Origin of the sequence: Flagellimonas spongiicola (assembly GCF_023502425.1) — a bacterium.
GTDB classification, from domain to species: domain Bacteria; phylum Bacteroidota; class Bacteroidia; order Flavobacteriales; family Flavobacteriaceae; genus Flagellimonas; species Flagellimonas spongiicola.
Genome location: NZ_JAMFMA010000001.1, coordinates 457435 through 476565 on the forward strand (window position 1 = coordinate 457435; position 19131 = coordinate 476565).

Annotated in this window: 18 protein-coding genes; 1 reads left to right on the forward strand and 17 read right to left on the reverse strand. The window is 39.2% G+C overall.

Annotation, left to right across the window (positions count from 1 at the left end):
* Window positions 1-27: 27 nt before the first annotated feature.
* From M3P19_RS02245 to M3P19_RS02255, 3 genes are all read right to left on the reverse strand, one after another.
* The gene (locus M3P19_RS02245) at window positions 28-1428 is read right to left on the reverse strand and encodes a tetratricopeptide repeat protein (protein ID WP_249655991.1); all 1401 of its coding nucleotides are present in this window, start codon (window positions 1426-1428) and stop codon (window positions 28-30) included.
* An 86-nt stretch (window positions 1429-1514) separates the two neighbouring features.
* Window positions 1515-2708 (reverse strand): aspartate aminotransferase family protein, encoded by a 1194-nt coding sequence (locus M3P19_RS02250; RefSeq protein WP_249655992.1) that lies wholly within the window; start codon window positions 2706-2708, stop codon window positions 1515-1517.
* Between the two features lie 34 nt (window positions 2709-2742).
* Window positions 2743-4395: an OstA-like protein gene (locus M3P19_RS02255; RefSeq protein ID WP_249656795.1), complete on the reverse strand. Its 1653-nt coding sequence runs from the start codon at window positions 4393-4395 to the stop codon at window positions 2743-2745.
* Between the two features lie 227 nt (window positions 4396-4622).
* On the opposite strand from M3P19_RS02255, the gene M3P19_RS02260 reads away from it, so the two are divergent.
* On the forward strand, window positions 4623-6647 hold the full coding sequence (locus M3P19_RS02260; protein WP_249655993.1) for a hypothetical protein: 2025 nt from the start codon (window positions 4623-4625) through the stop codon (window positions 6645-6647).
* Here the strand turns inward: M3P19_RS02260 and M3P19_RS02265 are convergent, their stop codons facing one another.
* From M3P19_RS02265 to M3P19_RS02330, 14 genes are all read right to left on the reverse strand, one after another.
* Window positions 6648-8006: a sulfatase family protein gene (locus M3P19_RS02265; protein ID WP_249655994.1), complete on the reverse strand. Its 1359-nt coding sequence runs from the start codon at window positions 8004-8006 to the stop codon at window positions 6648-6650.
* Window positions 8007-8051: 45 nt separating this feature from the next.
* Window positions 8052-8546: a GNAT family N-acetyltransferase gene (locus M3P19_RS02270; RefSeq protein WP_249655995.1), complete on the reverse strand. Its 495-nt coding sequence runs from the start codon at window positions 8544-8546 to the stop codon at window positions 8052-8054.
* A gap of 18 nt (window positions 8547-8564) precedes the next feature.
* Complete coding sequence (locus M3P19_RS02275; RefSeq protein WP_249655996.1) at window positions 8565-9926, reverse strand: ADP-ribosylglycohydrolase family protein; 1362 nt, start codon at window positions 9924-9926, stop codon at window positions 8565-8567.
* Between the two features lie 93 nt (window positions 9927-10019).
* On the reverse strand, window positions 10020-10400 hold the full coding sequence (locus tag M3P19_RS02280; protein ID WP_249656796.1) for a VOC family protein: 381 nt from the start codon (window positions 10398-10400) through the stop codon (window positions 10020-10022).
* Window positions 10401-10536: 136 nt separating this feature from the next.
* Window positions 10537-11346: an AraC family transcriptional regulator gene (locus M3P19_RS02285; RefSeq protein ID WP_249655997.1), complete on the reverse strand. Its 810-nt coding sequence runs from the start codon at window positions 11344-11346 to the stop codon at window positions 10537-10539.
* Window positions 11347-11379: 33 nt separating this feature from the next.
* A complete protein-coding gene (locus tag M3P19_RS02290; protein ID WP_249655998.1) occupies window positions 11380-11799 on the reverse strand; it encodes a VOC family protein in 420 nt (139 codons plus the stop codon).
* Between the two features lie 11 nt (window positions 11800-11810).
* Window positions 11811-12275, reverse strand: coding sequence for a GNAT family N-acetyltransferase (locus tag M3P19_RS02295; RefSeq protein ID WP_249655999.1), 465 nt, complete (start codon window positions 12273-12275; stop codon window positions 11811-11813).
* Window positions 12275-13075, reverse strand: a complete 801-nt coding sequence (locus M3P19_RS02300; protein ID WP_249656000.1) for a GNAT family N-acetyltransferase — start codon at window positions 13073-13075, stop codon at window positions 12275-12277. The genes M3P19_RS02295 and M3P19_RS02300 overlap by 1 nt, the downstream gene beginning before the upstream one ends.
* Window positions 13072-13614, reverse strand: a complete 543-nt coding sequence (locus tag M3P19_RS02305; protein WP_249656001.1) for a TetR/AcrR family transcriptional regulator — start codon at window positions 13612-13614, stop codon at window positions 13072-13074. The genes M3P19_RS02300 and M3P19_RS02305 overlap by 4 nt, the downstream gene beginning before the upstream one ends.
* A gap of 76 nt (window positions 13615-13690) precedes the next feature.
* Window positions 13691-14503: a DUF3179 domain-containing (seleno)protein gene (locus M3P19_RS02310; protein ID WP_249656002.1), complete on the reverse strand. Its 813-nt coding sequence runs from the start codon at window positions 14501-14503 to the stop codon at window positions 13691-13693.
* 133 nt (window positions 14504-14636) lie between these two features.
* Complete coding sequence (locus M3P19_RS02315) at window positions 14637-15620, reverse strand: TolB family protein (protein WP_249656003.1); 984 nt, start codon at window positions 15618-15620, stop codon at window positions 14637-14639.
* A gap of 116 nt (window positions 15621-15736) precedes the next feature.
* Window positions 15737-16822 carry a serine hydrolase domain-containing protein gene (locus M3P19_RS02320; RefSeq protein WP_249656004.1) on the reverse strand — a complete coding sequence of 362 codons (1086 nt, stop codon included), beginning with the start codon at window positions 16820-16822 and terminating at the stop codon, window positions 15737-15739.
* Window positions 16819-18072 (reverse strand): hypothetical protein, encoded by a 1254-nt coding sequence (locus tag M3P19_RS02325; protein ID WP_249656005.1) that lies wholly within the window; start codon window positions 18070-18072, stop codon window positions 16819-16821. Before M3P19_RS02325 ends, M3P19_RS02320 begins: the two co-directional genes overlap by 4 nt.
* Window positions 18073-18195: 123 nt before the next feature.
* Window positions 18196-19005, reverse strand: coding sequence for an MBL fold metallo-hydrolase (locus tag M3P19_RS02330; RefSeq protein ID WP_249656006.1), 810 nt, complete (start codon window positions 19003-19005; stop codon window positions 18196-18198).
* Between the last annotated feature and the right edge of the window lie 126 nt (window positions 19006-19131).

Below are 19131 nucleotides of genomic sequence, written 5' to 3' on the forward strand. Positions count from 1 at the left end.
AATACTCTGAACTGGACTAACGCCTTGTTATGTAGATGTTTTTTTTATTTCGGAAACGAAATTTCGCAACCAAACCATTTTTTGGAATTCTGGAAATTCTTTTTGAAACATGGCGAGTTTATCGATATCCAAGTGCATGGCTTGTGCCAGTTTTTCCTTTGCATTTAAGAGTTCTCCATTTTTTAGATAAGCTCCGGCAAGTTTATAGGCCATTTCTGCATGTTCAGGGTAAAACTCCATGCCTTGCACCAGGACTTGAATTGTGGATGCAAAGTCGTTCAGTTTTAGAAGAACGTCTGCCCAATTCATCCAAGTATCCAATTCGTAATTACCTAAATCCACGGCTTGTTTATAGGAGAAATCCGCTTCATCAAAATTTTTGAGCGCTAAATAGATTTTAGCACTTCGTTTCCAGTAAATGGGGTTTTCACCGTCTATGTTTATAGCCTTGTTGATGTAATACAATGCCTTTTCATAGTTCTGTAACTTATAATGGAAATCCGTAATGGCCAGCCACCCTTTATCCAATAGCGGGTCTTCATGTACCGTGTTGTAATAATAATATTTGGCCAAGTCGTTATTCCCTAGTTTTTCATGACACCTTCCTATTCGGAGATAGGCATGTGATGTCGGGTCCTCAATGGAGATTGTGGTTTCGTAATTTTCAATGGCCTCATTATAGCGACCCAATTTCTCCAAGACCTTTGCCTTTTCAAAATAGGCTCCAATAAAAGAATCATCGGAAATAATCGCAAAGTCAAATGATGCAAGGGCTTCTGTATACATCTTTTTACTGTAGTATATTTTACCCAATTGATGCCAAGCAACCTCACAATACGGATTGCGCTCCAAATATTCATTCAAGAAATGGATAGCCCCATCAAAATCCTCCAAGAATTCAAAACAGTAGACTACGTTGTATAGTGATGCATAATCTGAATTATCAAATTCCACACACTTCATGAAGCTTCGCTTAGCTTTTTCGTAATCATCCATAAAAAGATACTCCATACCCAACAAGGAATGAATGTCTAAACTATTGTCTGCTAGATTCAATGCTTCCAATAACAGGTTTACGGCCTCTTGATGATTGTCTTGTTTGGATTGTATATTGGCCCGTTGGATGTATATTTCCTCGTTATGGCTATCGATATTTTGAAGTTCATCCAGTAACTGTTCAGCAACTTCATATTTATCCTCAAAAACCAATACCTCCACATGAAGGAGTTTTAATTCTGAAGAGTTGGGATGCTGTTCCAATCCTATTTGGATGGCCTTTTTTCCCAAGGAGATTTTGCCGTTGTTCAAGTAATGGTGAATGATTTCCTCGAAGTCCTCCGCGTCAAAAAAATACACATCATCCGTTTTGAGCATGGACTCAAATTTGCTGATGGATTTATCCGGAAATTCGTTAGAATCTAACGCCATAGTAAGGTGTTTGGTTTAACTATGGACTTAAAATTAGCCGTTTGCGACTATCAAAAAGTCCGATTTTGGGGTATGTTATCAACAAATTAGTTAACAGCAGTAGGCTTAAATGCATTTAAAATACTGATGATTTGATCACAACCTTGTCGGATTTCCTGTTCTGAAATCGTTAATGGAGGAGAGATGCGAACCGCTCTGGGTTCAAACAACAACCAAAATAGTATCAATCTTTTTTGGGCTGCCGTAAGCACTAAATAATCAGCAATTTCTTTTTTTTCTAATAGCAAGGCAAGCATTAAACCTTTGCCCCTTATTTCTTTAATCAAAGGATGTACCAAACACGCCCGAATGAGTTTTTCTTTCTCAAGTGTCTGTGTAATGATTTGGCTTTCAGTAATTTCCTTTAAGGTTGCCAAGCTGGCAGCAGCAATGACAGGATTACCTCCAAAGGTGGTGATATGCCCTAATTTTGGATGTTCCTGAAGTGTTTTCATAATCGCCTGAGAGGATACAAATGCGCCAACTGGCAATCCTGCTGCCATTCCTTTACCGATAACCAAAATATCAGGGGTAATGCCGTAGTGCTCAAAGGCAAATAATTTACCAGTTCTACCAAAGCCTGGTTGTATTTCATCCAATATCAACAGGGCGCCAACGTCATCACATCGTTTTCTAACCTCAGTAAGATATCCATCAGTTGGTAGTATGAATCCTGCACCGCCTTGTATGGTTTCCAAAACTACGGCAGCAGTTTTCTCTGTAATACCATTCAATTGGTCTTTTGCATTGAATTGAACAAAAGCAACATCTGGTATCAAAGGTCTAAATGCGCTTTTACGTTCTTCATAGCCCATTAGACTAAGGCTACCCATGGTGTTTCCGTGATACGCATTTTTAGCGGAAATTACTTGAGAACGACCCGTGTAGCGCCTTGCCAGTTTAATAGCTCCCTCGATAGCTTCTGTACCCGAGTTGACCAAATAAGTGCAATTCAAGTGGTCTGGTAAAAGACGCGCCAGAAGTTTGGTATATTCCACAGCTGGACCTTGCACATACTCACCGTAAACCATTACATGCATGTACTTTTCAACTTGCGCTTTAATGGCCTGGGTTACTTTTGGATGACCATGACCTAAACTACAGGCAGATACTCCAGCCACAAAATCCAAATGCGCATTACCATCAATGTCATAGATATAGCTCCCCTTTGCATGCGACACTTCCAAGCCCAATGGATGTGGTGTGGTCTGTGCTTGATATTTGAGAAAATCTTCTTTCAAATCGTTTGCAGTGGATTAATCTGTAACTGGTAAATCAATTTCCTGATTTAGGTACGGTAGTCGGTTCTGGTTTCAGTCCGCTAGAGTTTGGCTTTTGAGAATTATCGATAGGTAAATTGCCACTTCGTTCCTGTTCTTCCGTGTCAATGTCCACAGGGTTGTCAATACCTCGTATCTTGACCAATTCAATTGTATTATCATCCTCATCAAAAATGTCCTCCTTGGACAGAATACGTTCTTCTCCACGCCAGACAAAGCCCTTTAATTTTCTACTTTCAACAGGGAAATCGGCCTCTGGAAATATATCCCCATCTGGATTTACAAAAAATGTAATGTCATCGATATCACTGTTCTCCATGATCAACCGAATCTTGCTACAAATGGTCTTATTGATTCCAACCAGCTCATCGTCATCATTGTACATGTAGTAAATTACTTCTGTGTTTTTGATCAAATCAATGATTTTCAACTCATTCTCAATGAATTTTCCAAAGAGGTCCTTTCCCTTGGCTTGATTATATCCTTTTTGACCAATGGTGTCTTTTGAAATAATAAATGCATTATCCAAAACTTTTAACGAATCCAACTTTTCCGTCTCCAAGTCTGAGATCAAATGAATGCTATCGCCTGTTATCTGGTTGTCCAAGTTCCATAGGATGGGATTGGTGATCAATTGGGTGATTCCTGTTTTCTCCTCGGAATGAATGGAATCACATTTACCGCTTAAATCCGTTTTGTAGAATTTGGCGTTTCTAAATGCCCTTAAAATCCGGTCCTCCTCTGGCCCTGTAATCATTAAGGTGTCCCCATGAATAAAGAGCGAATCTTGTTGCACTAAGTTTATGGCAACTGCTCGTTTGGTGGCGAAAACAGAATCCTTTTCCTTGAATACTTCAGCATAATGTGCCCTGATGACCCCATTGTTGATCGTATCCGTCACTGTGATATTGTTTGTGGCCGAGGCGAAGGACGTGGCCTTATCGAAATAAACACTGTCCCCTTCAATAATCCGATTACTGTAATCGATTCGTGTATTTTTTACCCCATAGCCTTGCTCAATTGTTGTATCATAAAAGCCTCTTTCACAGTATATTTTATATTCTTCACCTGTTATTGTAGAGGGGCCATACATATAAGCATTCTTGGATAATCTATAATAATCCAGCTGCTCAGAGTCAATTATGTACTCGGGATTGTCAATATGGACGTTTTCTCGGAATTGTACTTTTTTCAATTCCATGAAGTAGTTACCTATTTTACTGGTGAGTACATTGGCGGAATCAATCACTTTTCCTCCAGAGCGGTAATAAGAGAGTTGGTTTTCCCTGTCAAAATAGAGCGTATCGGTAGTCAGGGTCATTTTGCCATCGGTAAGATCTACGTTTTCCCATGCCTTGGCCAATTTGGTATTTCCATCGTAATCCATTTTACCACTGTTCATTTCAATGGAATCTCCCTGTTGCAGGCGGATATTTCCGATTGCTTTCAACCGATTTTCTTGGGTATAAAAAATGGCGATATCACACCATAAATCTGCACCTTGATGTTCAAACTGAACTTGCCTTTCATCATCCTTGCTAAATATGGATGCACCTGGAAATTGTTCCTGATCCTGCGTGAAATTGGCTCCGTAAACAATATTGATTTGTCTTCCTTCACCTGGTTCGGTTTCTTCCTGTGCCAACATGGGGATGGCCAACAAACACAATACTAAAACTAGAAATGGTTTCAATACCCTAAAATTTTGTCCAAAAGTAGGACTTTTGACAAAAGTACATTCAAGGATTTAGAAAGGTTTGGGATAATTGTATCTGTTTTGCCTTAGGTATTTATCGACTGAGAAATATCCTCGGTCGATTTTAAGAGGCCCATATCTTATTAATTTGATTTCTTGTTAGTTCAAACATTGATTTTATGAAAAACCGCATTTTTCTATTTGGTTTTACACTGATTCTGCTATGTTCCTCCAGCTGCATAGATGACCAACCAGCACTTCCCGGTTTTATAAATGAGTTGCCCTTAGAGATCAGTATATTAGAGGATAGCAAGGAAAAACCAATATATGCGGAATATGCAGAGACGAATCCGAATTCAAAGGTCAGCGTTAATCGGCAATTGATAAGGCAGGAAGATAGTACTTGGCTTTATGTCTATACGATTAAGGCCAATGAGGAAGTAGCTATAAATTTGAAGAAGTCATGGAAGGTTAACAACGCCTTATTTGATGCTGCGGAATTTCTATTACCCGGCTTTTGGTATAAACGCAATATGAGATCTCCTGAAAATGCACCCTCTTTTAAAACGGCTGACTTCTGGTCTTTTAGGGAAGATCGCATGAGTGCACCCCTTGCTGTAGGATTTGACCCTAATTTAGAGCAGTGGGTAAAGTTGGAGCGCGCAGATAGCTTGTTACTGGAGTCAAAGCCTGATTCCACAGCGGGAAAAGTAATAAACAAAACAGATATAGGAAGTCTAGGTATTGGAAGAATAGATGAAAATCAAATTCAACTAAATGCAAGTTTTCCTTTTAACGAAAGCCCTAAATCGTATCAGTCTAAGTTGACCTTAAACCCAAGTTGGAAAGCTTTTTATCCACTGAAAAAGGGAGAGACACTTACTTTGAGCTGGGTAATTAGTCATGGAAATGCAGAAAATTTCTCTGAATTGGTGAACCAGACTTGGGAAAAAGCATATGAGGCTTATAACCCAGAACCAGTTCAGCCAAGAAAATCAGATTCCGAAATCAAAGAGATTTTAGCCAATTACTTCTATGAAAGTTATGCTGAAACAAAAAACCTGAAGGGATTTGCGGGATTATGGTTCAATACCGAAACCTGCGACAACACAGGGGTATTATCCATTGGTTTTTGTGGTAAAATCTTTGCCAACGTGTACAATCTGTTGGAATATGGCCATAAAATTGATAATGAAGAACATATAGAATTGGCACGTCGTGTTTTGGACTCGTATTATAAACATGGATTTACAGCGAATGGGCTTATTCGGGAATTGGTATATGGGGCGAACAAAGAAGATGTTTACACTTTGCGCAAGCAAAGTGAAGGTCTAAAAAATCTGCTGTTCTTACTTGATTTTGACCGGCGTCAAGGCGTGAATCATCCAAAAGTGGAGCGCATTGTGGTTGATTTATTGACTGCTCTTGCGGACTTACAAGACAGCGAAGGTGGATTTCCAAGAAAATTTGATGCTCAATTCAATGTTTTAGACGAATCCAGAGGAAGTACGCAAAGCATCATTACTCCCATGATAATGGCATCGCGATATTTTAAGAATACTGCTTTCTTGAAAGTTGCCAAGAATGCGGGACGCTACACAGAAGAAAACATCATTGATAAAGCGGATTATTTTTCTTCCACCTTGGATGCCAATTGTGAGGATAAAGAGGCCGCTGCTATCGCTGCCGTCTCTTATTATCATCTCGCTTCATCAACAACTGGTGAAGAACGAAAGCAGTATGTTAAATTGGCTACGCAAGCGGCATATTTTGGGTTGAGTTGGTATTATCTCTATGATGTTCCTTTTGCCGAGGACAGTCTTTTGGGAGAAACTGGACTTAAAACTAGAGGCTGGGGTAACGTAAGCACAGAAAACAACCATATTGATGTTTGGGCTTTCGACTTTCCACATGTTTTGGAATGGTTGGCCAAAGAAAACAGTGAACCTCGATTTGCTAAGATGGCACAAGTCATTACTTCGTCTATTAAAGATCAGATGCTACCCTACGAAAATCATATGGTTGGTGTGGGCAAAATAGGATATATGCCTGAAATTATCCAACATACGGTTTGGGATTATGGTGCCAATGGTAAAGGCTATTTAAACTCCCATATGTCTGTAGGTTGGACAGTGGCTTCCATTTGGGAAGTTTTGACACCTGGCAGGTTCCAACAATTCATGGAGAACAATCCTGTACAATAATCACTTTGGGTTTTCCATTTTGGCGTTGGTTTGTCTTGCGAAAGATTTTAGGTCGCTAAGCAGTTCTTGGGAAATCTCTGGATTAGCTTCAGCAACATTAAACGCTTCACTGGGGTCCAATTGTAGATTAAAAAGCTGCATGCCCGATTCCTCGGTATACCGCAATTTCCAATCGCCCTTGCGTACCGCTTGTAATGTAGCTTCTTTGCAATAAAAAAATGGCGCTGCCCTCGGTTCTTCATTTCCATGTAGTATCGCGGATATGTCTTTCCCATCAATTGGCCTATCCATGGGTAAGGTTGCACCAGTTGTTTTGGAAATTGTGGCAAACAAATCCATGGTGGTGACAACATCTCTTGAGACAATCCCGGAGGGTATTTTATTGGGCCATCTTATTACTGCAGGTACCCGAAACCCTCCTTCATAGGTGGTGGACTTCGATCCTCTAAGTAATCCTGCCGTTCCAGCATGGGTTTCTTCTACGCCTCGTTGCAGCATACGTTCCGGTAAATTCTGCCAAGGACCATTGTCACTTGTGAAAACAACCATAGTTTGCTCATCAATACCTTCATCTTTTAAGGTTTTCAGTATTTGACCAATACTCCAATCCAAGGTTTCAACAACATCACCATAAAGACCACCTTTGGATTTGCCTAAAAAAGGCGGTGCGGCACTTATTGGGAGGTGCGGCATATTATGTGCTAGATATAGAAAAAATGGTTTTTCCGTTCTGTTTTTAATGAAATCAACTGCTTTTTGGGTATAATCAACAGTTAAATTTTCCTGCATGAAACCTACTTCCACAGTTGGTTTAGTGTCTTCATACATAAAGAGTTTGTCGGCTTCAGTGAGCCACGGGCACCAAGGTAAAATCATATCATTGCTATACGGCAAACCATAAAAGGAATCAAACCCTTGTGCGGTTGGTAAGTAGGCTGCGCGATGGCCTAAATGCCATTTGCCAATTGCCATGGTAGAATACCCTTGATCTTTCAACAATTCTGCTAGAGTTATTTCACTTGGGTCTAGTCCATTTTTGGATTCTGGACCAAAATTGAATGGGGCATTCCTAATGGGATAGCGTCCGGTTAAAAGTGCAGCCCTTGAAGGTGTGCAAACAGATGCTGCCGCATAAAAGGAAGTAAATCGAATTCCCTCATTGGCCATTTGATCTATATGTTTTGTTATGATATTGGGGTGACCATAACAGCTTAAATCCCCATAACCCAGATCATCCACAAATACCAATACGACATTTGGTGGGTTTTCATTTTGTGCATATAGGCTGCTGGATGCGGTTAGAATAATACAAAGTAAACATCCGAGTGTTTTGAACGAGTTAAGGCTTATGTATTTCATTTAATTGGTTTTGGCGTTTTTTAGATGTTAAAGATTATCTGCTTACTAGTTCAATTTTTTTTCCAGGACATAATCGTCCATTACGTATCCATTGCCTATATCCTGTATTATGGCAGTTATAGTTTCAAAACCCATTTTTTCATAAGCCAAAATGGAATTGCTGTTATACTTGTTTACTGTTAATCTTATTTTGGAAAAACCATTAAGCTGCGCTTCATTTTCCATAAAACACATGGCTGCCTTACCTATTCCTTTACCTCTGAAATTCGCGTGTACATAAATCTTGCTTAGAAACAAATGTCCGTCTTTATAACAAAACGCAATATATCCTGCGGGTCTATCATCAAATTTCAAAAGGTGGTATTCATAACCATTGGCTAGTTGTGATTTTATGGAACTTTCAGATTGAAATTTCTCCAACATATAATTGACTTGATCTATTCCGATGATGGGTGTATAATGATGCGTCCATATCTCTTTTGCCAATTGTGCAATCAGCTCGATATCGGAATCTTGTTTTACCGCTGTTATTTGAATCATTCGGTTGCTAACGTGTGTTTAATTTAGTTTGGTTTTTGGAATGACCCAAATGTTCTTCTCCAGGTCAACGGTGCCACCCAGTTCCTTTTCAACAATACGATCAATTATAGAAATACCTACTGCTGACATGTTCTCAAAAGTATCCATGCCGTTATTAGGGAAGTTTTGCCTGGTACGATGAATGTTATAACGGTTGGAAAATGTTCTTCCAAATGCTGTTTCAACACCGTTTTTGCCCATCATAAAACCCAATAATCCTCCCCAAGTTGCCGTGGGATTATCCGAATCCCAACCTGTTAATGAACCTATTTTGATGGTTTCTTTTATATCTCCTTCTCCATAGAAAAGACTTACCAAACTAGCAGCAAAATTTATTCCCGCGGCAAAACAACCATTGCAATGCAAGTTTTGCCCGGTGATTTCATAGCCATCTTTTTGTTGTATTTGGTAACGCACATAGATGGAATCCCTAGTTTGTTCCCATGGTATCCCTGAATTGTACAGGTTCTTTGTGTAGTCATACATATGAGCTGCATACGTAGTATCCGGGAGAACTTTTCTAGCTTCTTCCGCCATCCAAAACAGTTGTGCTTTCGGATTGCTTGCTTTTTCAGTGCTAATGGGTGCCAACGCGTGCATTACAACGTAAAAATTTGAAATATGCTGTGCGGTACCCCTCGCTGTTGTTTGAATGGGTAAATCTGCCAACTTAAGCGCAAAGGCAGGTTGTGAGGGTGCAAAAAGCCCAAAAATTTCAGTCGTCAATTGAGCGTCTATCATATCAAAATGCGCATTGTTGGTTGGATCACCTGTTAACGGAGGTAGCATTCCAGCTTGCATTAAGTCGTAAGTTCTTTGATTGGAAACCCAAAGGTAGTTTTCTTCCTCTGGTATTATGTGTTTTAACCACCCATTTCGAATCTCTTCTGGGGTTAGTATTGTGTTCGGAGAAGCAGCCATCAGGTGCTGATACATATATTCGATATCTGTGTCATCATCTGCGCCCCAGACATCCGAACTATCTCTAAATACAAAATCAATGGTTGGGGATATGTCACTGATTTTATCACCAGACCAAATATTGGGTAAATCGGGTTTGCCCCAGTCATCTCGGATATAAAACGCTCCGGTTTTAATCGCTCCGATATTGCCAATTTTGTCCATTTCAGTAACCAATCCTGTCCAATTGGCAATACACTGACCTAACCAAAATCCATGAAGTTTATTGGCATAATCCTCTCTAGAAATTACATAGACGTCCTCATTTGCATACTTAGAAGTGTCCGTTTGACCTTTGCAGGCGATAAACAGGAGTAGTGGAAGAAGGTAGAATTTTGAGAAATGCTTACCCCATCCTAAACAGCGTAGAGGGTTGGCCATGGTTGATTTTGCTCTGAAGATACAGAATAAAAGCAAAAAGCGACCAAGAAAGTACCTTGATCGCTTTAGTTTTCTAAATAGATTAATCCAGTATTATTCCTCAGGTTTCGTGTAGGTTACAATGTCTATGCCTATTCCGTTTGGATCTACAATGGTAAAATGACGATCGCCCCAAGGTTCGTCCCTTAGTTCGATTGCGATTGGAATTTGCTTTCCTTTGATTTTTTGGTAAAGCACATCAACATTCGCGACTTCAATCGTTAAATACACCCCTTTGCCTGAAAATGCGGTTTGGAAAATGGGTTTCTGACTTGGGTGGTTGGGTTTTAAGAAACTTAGCTGGGCAGATTTGTCTTTGGTATGCATTAATAGGTAAAAATCATTCTCAAAACTTATCCCGAAATCCAAAACATTCGTATAAAACGATTTGGTCTCCTCTATTTTATCCGTTATTATTCCAGCATTTAGTTTCATTTGATTCGAATTCTGAGCATTTAAGACGATCGATAGGGTCATAAATGCAATGGTTAAACATGTTTTCATAAGTGTTGTTTATGGAAACAAAATTCGCATCACTTTGGAGGTTAGGATTGTAAAAAACGGACATGTTTCAACTAAAGGCCTTGCTAGGGGTTATGCCGTAAAATTGCTTAAAGGATTTGATGTAATGTGCCTGGTCAAAAAATCCAACGTCGTAGTAGATTTTGTTGTCATTATTCTGTGCAGAAGGACTAGCATTAAGAATGTATTGGAATCGCACAACATTACTGAAAGCTTTGGGTGTGGTACCGATATAATAATTGAAAACCCTTCTAAGTTGTCGAGCACTTAAGCCAGTGTTCAGCTCTTTTGTGGTGTCTAAAGCACCATTACGTTTGATAATTTCATTCATGGCGTTGAAAAACCGAGTATCATAATCGAGAGTTTTGCCTTTCACCATTAAAAGCAATTTATCCTGAAGTTTTTTTATGCTATGTTCAACGCTATTGGATGCGGCCAACTCTTTACTTATCCATTCCGATAAGGTGGGCAATATGACACTTAAATGCTGTGTCTGATTGGTGAGTGACTTCGCATTGAACCCAAACAGTAGAGGAAATGCGGCAGGAAGAAACCGCACTCCGATATAGTTAAATTCCGAACCTATGTCAAAAGCAGTGAACTTTCGGCAAAAACCCATTATAAAGTTTTCAGATGGAATCAACTGATTGAAAAAAATATCGACACAGCCGTCCGAGACAACACGATAACTATAGTCTTGTTTTAAAGGGCTTTTAGTCCTCAATTGCCAAAAACAATGGATAAAATTGCCAAGTTGGCTATCTGGGGGATATTCTTGATAAGAGATTTCTGGATTTCTGGCCTTAACTGAAGGTTGAATAGGGTGGAAATTGATTTTTGGAAAATCTGAAACCTTCAAAATGATTATATTTCTATTGCAGTTTGATTGGTGCTAAGTTAATTTATAAAAGTCATCTTCGTTTACTTTAATGGAAGTCAATTCAACCGTATGGCCATCTGGATCTTGGGTATATACAGAATCAAAATAAGTGTGGTCTTTAACGGTATATTCCAACCCAAGTGATTCGTATTTTTTTAATGCATTTGCAAAGTTTTCTTGACTCACGTTGAAGGCAAAATGATCAATTTTGACGTTTCTGGAAGTTGCAGGAATTTTCGGGTCATCGCTATCGGCTGGAAATAAGGCAACGCCTGCTTTTCCTGCCATCATGAAAACAGGAAACTCACCCCAAGCTTCCAGTTTGTATTTCCTAAGACCTAAAACCTTGGTATACCAATCCGCCGAAGTTTCAAGGCTTTTTACCCGTATTGCTACGTGATCTAAAAAGTTGATTTTAAACTCATTTTTCATACTACCTGCTTTTAAAGTTCCTTTTTCATTATGATCTCGGTGCGATCTACAACCAACATGCCTTTTGGAGCTGGACAATCCAGGAAACCCATTTTTTGGTACATTATTACTGCAATTTCAAGCTTATGGAAACTTTGAAGGTATAAGGCCGTTCCTCCAACTGCAATAACATAATCGAGACATTTTTGAACGAGCATTTTACCTAATCCCATACCCCTGGCTTCTTTGGTTACAACCAATTTGCAGAATTCATATTCCAATTCATTCAATCGCTTAACTGCTACAACACCCAGACAGGATTTGCCTTTGTTGGCGTAAAATACCATGCCACCTTGCTTTATGTAATTTTTAATGGGGTTTTGTACATCTTCCAAATCTTCCTGCTGCGGCTCAATTCCCATAGTATTCAACAACCAGTCCACCCAAATTCGTTCAAAATCCGACTTGTTATTTTCTGAGTAGTTGTCTATCGTCATTAGTGGTCTTTTGATTTTTGAAAATGCATATCAAAAATGATATTGGAGCAATAAAATCCTGATTTTTCTAAAGCCTTTTTTGATGCAATATTTTCCACAGTTGTAGAGCAAATAGGTTTCCTGCCCATACGTATCACCCGATTGGCCTGTTTTCTCATTACTTTGGTTGCAATTCCTTTTCGCTGATGATCCCGATTTACAATTATCCCTAAATCTGCGAACTGAGGTTGACTTTCACTTAGTCTGCATTCACTGGTGGCAACAAGTTCACCAGAATCTTTATAAAAATACAATTCAGAGCGTTTGACAAGATTTTCAGTATAGCCAAAATCATCTATAAACCCGATCTGTTCTTTCAGAAAGTTCTGAATGGCCAGAATATCATTGGGTTTTGCCTGCGTCAACAACAAGGTTTCGTCTTCTTCAACTTCAATGTTGTTATGCTCAAAACAGAGCGTATTGGCTTTTATCTTGGTGGAAAGATGCAAACATGCATTAAAGGCAAGGGTTTCCTTAGAGCTGAGGTTCGCTGAAGTTATTCGACTTTGTGCAATCAATTCTTGAATGACTTGATTCATTATTGGATTGTATTTTGCTTCTACAAAAACCTGTGTTAAACAACGTTTTTCATTGATGCAACAATAACCAATGTCAGCTCCATTCCATTGGATCAAATAGTGTTGGGAGTTTCCAATGTATAGGATTTCCCACATGGCATCTACTGGGGCATTTATGGTTCGATAAAATTCTGCCCTGTATTGATCTATAGCTTCGGTCTTTTCCGTAGGTTCAAAAATCATTGATTTGAATATTTTTTTAGCACTTCCTCTTTTATCTGATCAAGAGGGAAATCATCATAAATTCCTAAATAACTTAAAGCAATGCCATCCAATTCGGCTATGAAGAGATGACTTTTCACAAGTGCCGTTTTTGCGTCCAATTGTTGGAATATTTCCATGGTTTTCTCGAGAATGTAACTCGAACGCTCTTGAATCAGGTCGTTTAATATTTCACGCGTTTTTGGTTGAACAATGACATTCATATTGAACTGAAAGAACAGACGATCTACCTTAAGTTGTTCAAAAAACGATTCGAGTAGGGCTGTTAGCTGTTGATTTGGAGTAGTGTTGATCTTGTCAATGGCATTTATCTCTTTAATAAGATCGGTTGTTTTGGAAAATATTTCCCTGAGCAAGCCATCTTTGGATTTGAAGTGATGGGAAATCAATCCTTTCGAGACCTTGGCATGCTCACAAACCAGGGATAAGGGCGTGTTTTCATATCCGTGTTCGGAAAACAATGTTGTGGCTATTTCTAAAAGTTGGTCTCGTTTATCCATAAAATTGACTACTGACTGCACGTGCGTTCAGTTCAAAAGTATGAAATTTTCCCATACCATAACTCTGCTTAAAAGATTATTGCGCTAGAAGGTATTTAGACCTGATTTCAGATACATCATTGATTTTGCTCCAAGTCTTAGGTCGTTCAAAATCTTGCCCTGACTTTAGTACCTGTGCAGTTGGATATTTTTCACGAATTGATTTCCAAGTGGTATCTTCCCAGTTCGTTTGGTTCATTTCCAGCAGTTTGACGTTCTGAAGCGGGCCGGAAACTGCTTTGCCAATCAATGGCCACCACAGACTTTCCGTCTCTCTGTCCCATAGAATGAAGCCATCTAAACCACCCCAAACATCTTCATCATAATAAGTGTATCCGCTAAGCGCAAAAGTCAATTCCGTGGTACCGTATGTACGTTCATAGATTGCTCCTAAATCTGCTAAAATGCAATAAGCAGCCATAATGGGTTTCCCATCCAAAACATCATTTACAACTTCGTGACGAGTTAAATCCTCCACAGAATATGCCTTTATTTCATTAACGGATTTAGCCAATAAAAAGCGGGTGCTGTCCGCCCAGATCAAGTTTGCTTCATCAACGGAAATGAATTCTGGTTCCAGCAAAGCAGGAAAACGTTCTCTACCGATTCCATAATGGAATTGCTCATCTTTTAGCAGATACCCACTAATATCAAAATGCTGGTCTTCGCTTTCACCTCCATAAAGCATTTTTTTGCCTTCCCGCTCAAAGAACTTACCATTTTCAATTGCTACAGGACGTTTCTTTTTTTCGGTTGGCGCTTCTGCCTTTTCTGTATTTGTAGTTTCGTTAGTTCGCTGTTTACACCCTGCAAGAAATACAAGTGCAGCCATAAAAATGATTCGTCTCATGAGAAGAAATGTTGTGGATTGCCTTCTTTTTAGTGTTAAGGTTCAATCACTGGTTAACTTCTTAAAGATAAGTGATTCAGCGAATTGTGGAAATCAGTTTCATGCAAAACAGCAAGGTATGTTAATTAGGCAACTAACTTCTGTCCAAATAAGAAAGTAGCGAACTTAAGTCCACCTTGTAAATATTCATCAAGCCATTGTGTATTTGGTCAAGACTTTCCACCAAGGTGTCATATTCGGTGAACTTATCCTGTCCTGCTGCTATTTCACCCAGTTTATCACTCGAAAAATAAAGCGTTTGTCCGTCCGGGGACAGAATCGGGTCGGAGTCCATGTTTCTGGAATTGATTTTGGGTCCGAGGTTAATTCCCTTTCCCCATTTACCATCTTTTTGTTTTTTGAAAATGTATAGATCATAGTGACCCAAACCGCCTTCACGTTGACTTGTTAGGTATAAATAATTACCATCAGGACTGATTTCTGGATCTGCGTCACTTGCGGGTGTATTAAGCTCATCAACCAATTCTGGGGAAGTGTAGGTGCCATTCTCATATTTTGAAACAAAGATATCCCCGCCCTTGGAACCCGGCCTAGACCAAGAAACAAAATGAATGGTTTTATCTGCTTGAACCGTCGGATATACGATTTCGTGTTTATCATTCACGGCACCTTTAACCAATTCAGGTTCCGACCAACCTTGGTCGTTTCGTGCAACAAACCATAGGTTTGTGGCACCCAGTTCCGGGTTAGATGTAGGCCTACTCGATGTAAAATAAAGTCCCTTTCCATCTTTGGCGTGATAAGGGTTGCCATCTCGATATTGGCCAGAAAATGGAGCTATTTTCGGCTTTGACCAGTACCCATCTTGCCATGTGGAATATACCAAAACAGTTCGCCTAAAACCTGAAATTCCTTTTACAAAAAAAAGCTCCTTCGAATCAGGGGAGATGGAGGTTCCAAATTCAAATCCATTAGTGGAAATTGTACCTGGTTGAACAAGTTCAACTTGTAGGTTGTTTAGGATTTGTGTCAATTCTTGATTTTCCTGGGCGAATGTGGTTACCAAGAATGTCAGGGATAAAAATGTAGCAGTGCCGATTTGTTTTAAGTTGATCATAATGTTGATTTTGATTGATGTAACGATTCTAAAATAGGCACTTTATTTTCAACTCAGTATATTCTTTAGGCGACTTAACTTTTTATTAAGGTTTCACCTGAATTCCAGGTCATTTTTCAATCAAAAAAATTGTTGGTTAACAGAAGTTTTTCAATTTTGGTGGTAATCCCCATTACAGGGTAGGGCCGGATATTGCCTAGGATAATAATTGTGACTTTATCATCCAGATACCGATGAATGTTGCATACAAAACCGTACATCGACCCACCGTGACGCACCAGTTTTCCCATTTTACTATGCTTCCTTGCATAGCCTTTGACTTTAAAGCCATAACCATAGCCGCCATATTTTTCTGGGTTTCCATCAAACAATAGCTCTTTACTTTTTGTGTTGAGGAGGTCTTCGTCGTACAAGGATTGGTCCCATTTTAATATATCCAACACTGTCGAATAGATATCCCCGCCGCCCATAGCATAAGCCAAGTAATTTTTTGGTGCGGGTAGCAACCCTAGATTTTCAACTTGATACCCTAATGCCCTGTCTGGAATTATATCCATTGTACGTTGAACCCCGGATGAGTCCATTTGTAATGGATTAAAGATGAATTTTTGTAGATACTGTTTATAGCTAAGTTGCGATATGCGCTCTACAATTAATGCACAAAGCTGGTAGTTCAAGTTGGAGTATTCAAACCGACTCCCAGGAGTAAACGATAATTCAAGTTGGGAGTAGATGTCAAGTAATTCGGTACTAGTTATATCCCGATATTCCAATTGGGTAACTCGATTCAAATGGACGGGTAACCCAGATGCATTTTTCATGAGATGATGCAGCGTTAACGAGCCAACTTTATTGCTGAGTTCGGGTAAATAGTTTTGGATAGGTGCATGCAGATCTAACAATCCTTGTTCTACACATTGTAAAACCGCTGTGGCAGTAAATGACTTAGTGGTAGAACCGATAAGAAACTTTGTATTTCCAGTGTTTTTTTCATTTTTGGTAGTAGAGGCATAACCAAAACCCCCCGCATAAATTATCTTTCCTTCCTTTGCCACTAGCACTGAACCATTGAATTTTTTGTTTTGGTAGTATTGCTGTACCAAATCTTGGATTTGAACGGCTGTCTTTTCCTTTTTTTGGGCAGGAAGGACACCACAAGATAGTATCAATAGTAATGAGGTAATCGCATTAGAAAGCTTCATAGTTGATTATCATTTTTATCGAAATGTTGGGAAGTTCTAGCGCCATCAACCTTATTGTAAGTGAAAATGGTATACGCCCGACCATTATCTTTTCTGTTTACCAATATTCCTGTTTCCGAATGATAGCTGATTTTAATTAATCTTCCATTTTGGCCGTACGCATAGCGCGCAGCATGGTACCCTCTTAGCGCATGAGAAAAGGCTTTACCATTGCTATCAAAGTAGCTTAAGGATTCACGTTGATTACCGAACTTATCCCACTTGATTTGGAGTTGATGATAGCCAGCGTTAAGGTGATAGGTAGGATTATTATTAACATCGTAAAAGGCTCGTTTTTCGATGTTCCCATATTTATCGAATTCTGTTTGACTACGGAATATCCCATAATGGCTCGCTATTGTTTTCCCTGTTTCATCTTGGTGCTCTAGTTCAATTTCATAGCCATACGCATCAAAGTGTTGCCTGCCAATGGCGACATTTGGTCCATTACCGCGTTCCAAATTGTGCTTATTGTCCAAAACATTCCATTCCAAAAAGTTACCGTGGGTGTTGGTTGTAATTCGGTCTTGTGAAGCTCCAGAGCTGTTCTCGAGCAAATTGCCATCGCTATCAATATTTTGCATTAATGCAATATGTCCCCATGGGTTAAATCGAAGTCTGAGCAGATAAAACTCAAAACTTGGTCGGATGCTAACTTGCTTCCCTGTTTCGTCTACTCTATTTTCGATGACGCTTCCGTCTCCTTGAAAATCCCACCTATACTCATATATTCCCCAACCATTGGCCACACGTTTTTTGTGTTTATCCATGAAATATAGCCGATGTCTATAACCCAAATCATTTAAACGATAGACGAATTCGGCACAATTACCAAGTACCTCTATGGCATTGCCATCCGTATTGAAAAAAGTGATGGTTTCCGTATTCGAAGTATAGTTGAATTCCATACGGTGGGATAAGGTGAACAGGTTGGCAGTGTGGTTTGGGTTTCGGGGTACATCTCCATTAAAGAAAGACACAGAAACCAATTGATGCAATTGGTTGTAGGCAAAACGATAATGATTTCGAGTCATGGCTTCTGCTTTGGATAATGCAATACTTCCCTCAATAGGAGATAATGGAGTTTCCACAAATTTCACTGTCGAGTAATAAAACACGTGGAGTTCAGAATTGATATTAGCTTGGGAATTGAAAACCAACCCCAATAACATAAGTGTTAAGAAGTTTATTTGAATGCTTGATTTCAACATTGGTTAATGGATTTTACAGTCTTAACAAAGATGTAGGCTAGCGTAAAATCAGAATGCATCCAAACCCGTTGATTTGGTGTCAATTCAGGTATTGAAACCTATTTTAAAACTTGGTAAGTGGAGTTAATCTAGGATAATAATCTCAAATTGCTGGGTTAATGCTTTGGCATTTTGGTACCCCAACTGCGTTATATCCTGTTGGGCATCTGCAAAGTTTTCCAAAGGTATATGCGCAATCAATAACAGCTTGGCGCCAATATACGTTTCAATGAGGTCCATCCGTTCCGAGGACCCTATTTGCCAATAAGGTAGAATTGCAACATCAATTTTTCTTTCCGCTAAATTTAGTTTGGAAATATTCTCAATATTGAGGTTGGAATCCCCAACATGTAATATTTTTTTTCCATTCAAATGTATGAGATAGGCGTAATTTTCCGCCTTGTTCCAAGGATGTGTACCAAAATGTGCCAATCGGAAGGCTTCCACTTTAATTTCGTTTAAACTGTATGCGGAGGTTTGATGGAGTTGTAAAGAATCAGTATGTACCCTATTGGATATTTCCTGAAAACCTTCAAATTTCTGTTGAAAAACCGAGAAGGTCTCTAAAGGCCCGAAAAATTCAGTTTTTGGGTTGGCCCTTAGATGGTTTCCAGTTAAAATCGGATGGAAGTGATCTCCATGCAAGTGCGTAGCTAGAATCAAATCAATCTCATTGTAGTTCGGTTTTGCATCATCCAGCAATTCCAATTCCGTTTTAGGCAATACATCTAAAAACTCAAATTCTTTGTCAAAAACGGCATCTATCAAGATTTGTTTATCCTGACTTTTTATCCATACACCTTGATTGGCCATGTATTGAATTTGTACTTCTTGAGCTCTGGTTTGATAGAGACCTAAGCAAACAAAGATTAAAGCAAACAACTGTTTTTCCATAAGATGAATATATCAACGATTCTTGTCGGTTGGCATACAAATGAAATTAACAGTCTCTTTTTTGATGTAAATCCAATTTCTACCATTATCATAGTCACTTTTACGGTGTACGCAATAACTAATTGT

Coding starts and splice junctions, on each gene's coding strand:
- M3P19_RS02265 (WP_249655994.1), bottom strand. CDS start 8,006: ATGAAATACATAAGCCTTAACTCGTTCAAAACACTCGGATGTTTACTT.
- M3P19_RS02325 (WP_249656005.1), bottom strand. CDS start 18,072: ATGTTGAAATCAAGCATTCAAATAAACTTCTTAACACTTATGTTATTG.
- M3P19_RS02330 (WP_249656006.1), bottom strand. CDS start 19,005: ATGGAAAAACAGTTGTTTGCTTTAATCTTTGTTTGCTTAGGTCTCTAT.
- M3P19_RS02270 (WP_249655995.1), bottom strand. CDS start 8,546: ATGATTCAAATAACAGCGGTAAAACAAGATTCCGATATCGAGCTGATT.
- M3P19_RS02245 (WP_249655991.1), bottom strand. CDS start 1,428: ATGGCGTTAGATTCTAACGAATTTCCGGATAAATCCATCAGCAAATTT.
- M3P19_RS02290 (WP_249655998.1), bottom strand. CDS start 11,799: ATGAAAAATGAGTTTAAAATCAACTTTTTAGATCACGTAGCAATACGG.
- M3P19_RS02260 (WP_249655993.1), top strand. CDS start 4,623: ATGAAAAACCGCATTTTTCTATTTGGTTTTACACTGATTCTGCTATGT.
- M3P19_RS02305 (WP_249656001.1), bottom strand. CDS start 13,614: ATGGATAAACGAGACCAACTTTTAGAAATAGCCACAACATTGTTTTCC.
- M3P19_RS02275 (WP_249655996.1), bottom strand. CDS start 9,926: ATGGCCAACCCTCTACGCTGTTTAGGATGGGGTAAGCATTTCTCAAAA.
- M3P19_RS02315 (WP_249656003.1), bottom strand. CDS start 15,620: ATGATCAACTTAAAACAAATCGGCACTGCTACATTTTTATCCCTGACA.
- M3P19_RS02255 (WP_249656795.1), bottom strand. CDS start 4,395: ATGTTGGCACAGGAAGAAACCGAACCAGGTGAAGGAAGACAAATCAAT.
- M3P19_RS02280 (WP_249656796.1), bottom strand. CDS start 10,400: ATGAAACTAAATGCTGGAATAATAACGGATAAAATAGAGGAGACCAAA.
- M3P19_RS02300 (WP_249656000.1), bottom strand. CDS start 13,075: ATGATTTTTGAACCTACGGAAAAGACCGAAGCTATAGATCAATACAGG.
- M3P19_RS02295 (WP_249655999.1), bottom strand. CDS start 12,275: ATGACGATAGACAACTACTCAGAAAATAACAAGTCGGATTTTGAACGA.
- M3P19_RS02320 (WP_249656004.1), bottom strand. CDS start 16,822: ATGAAGCTTTCTAATGCGATTACCTCATTACTATTGATACTATCTTGT.
- M3P19_RS02310 (WP_249656002.1), bottom strand. CDS start 14,503: ATGAGACGAATCATTTTTATGGCTGCACTTGTATTTCTTGCAGGGTGT.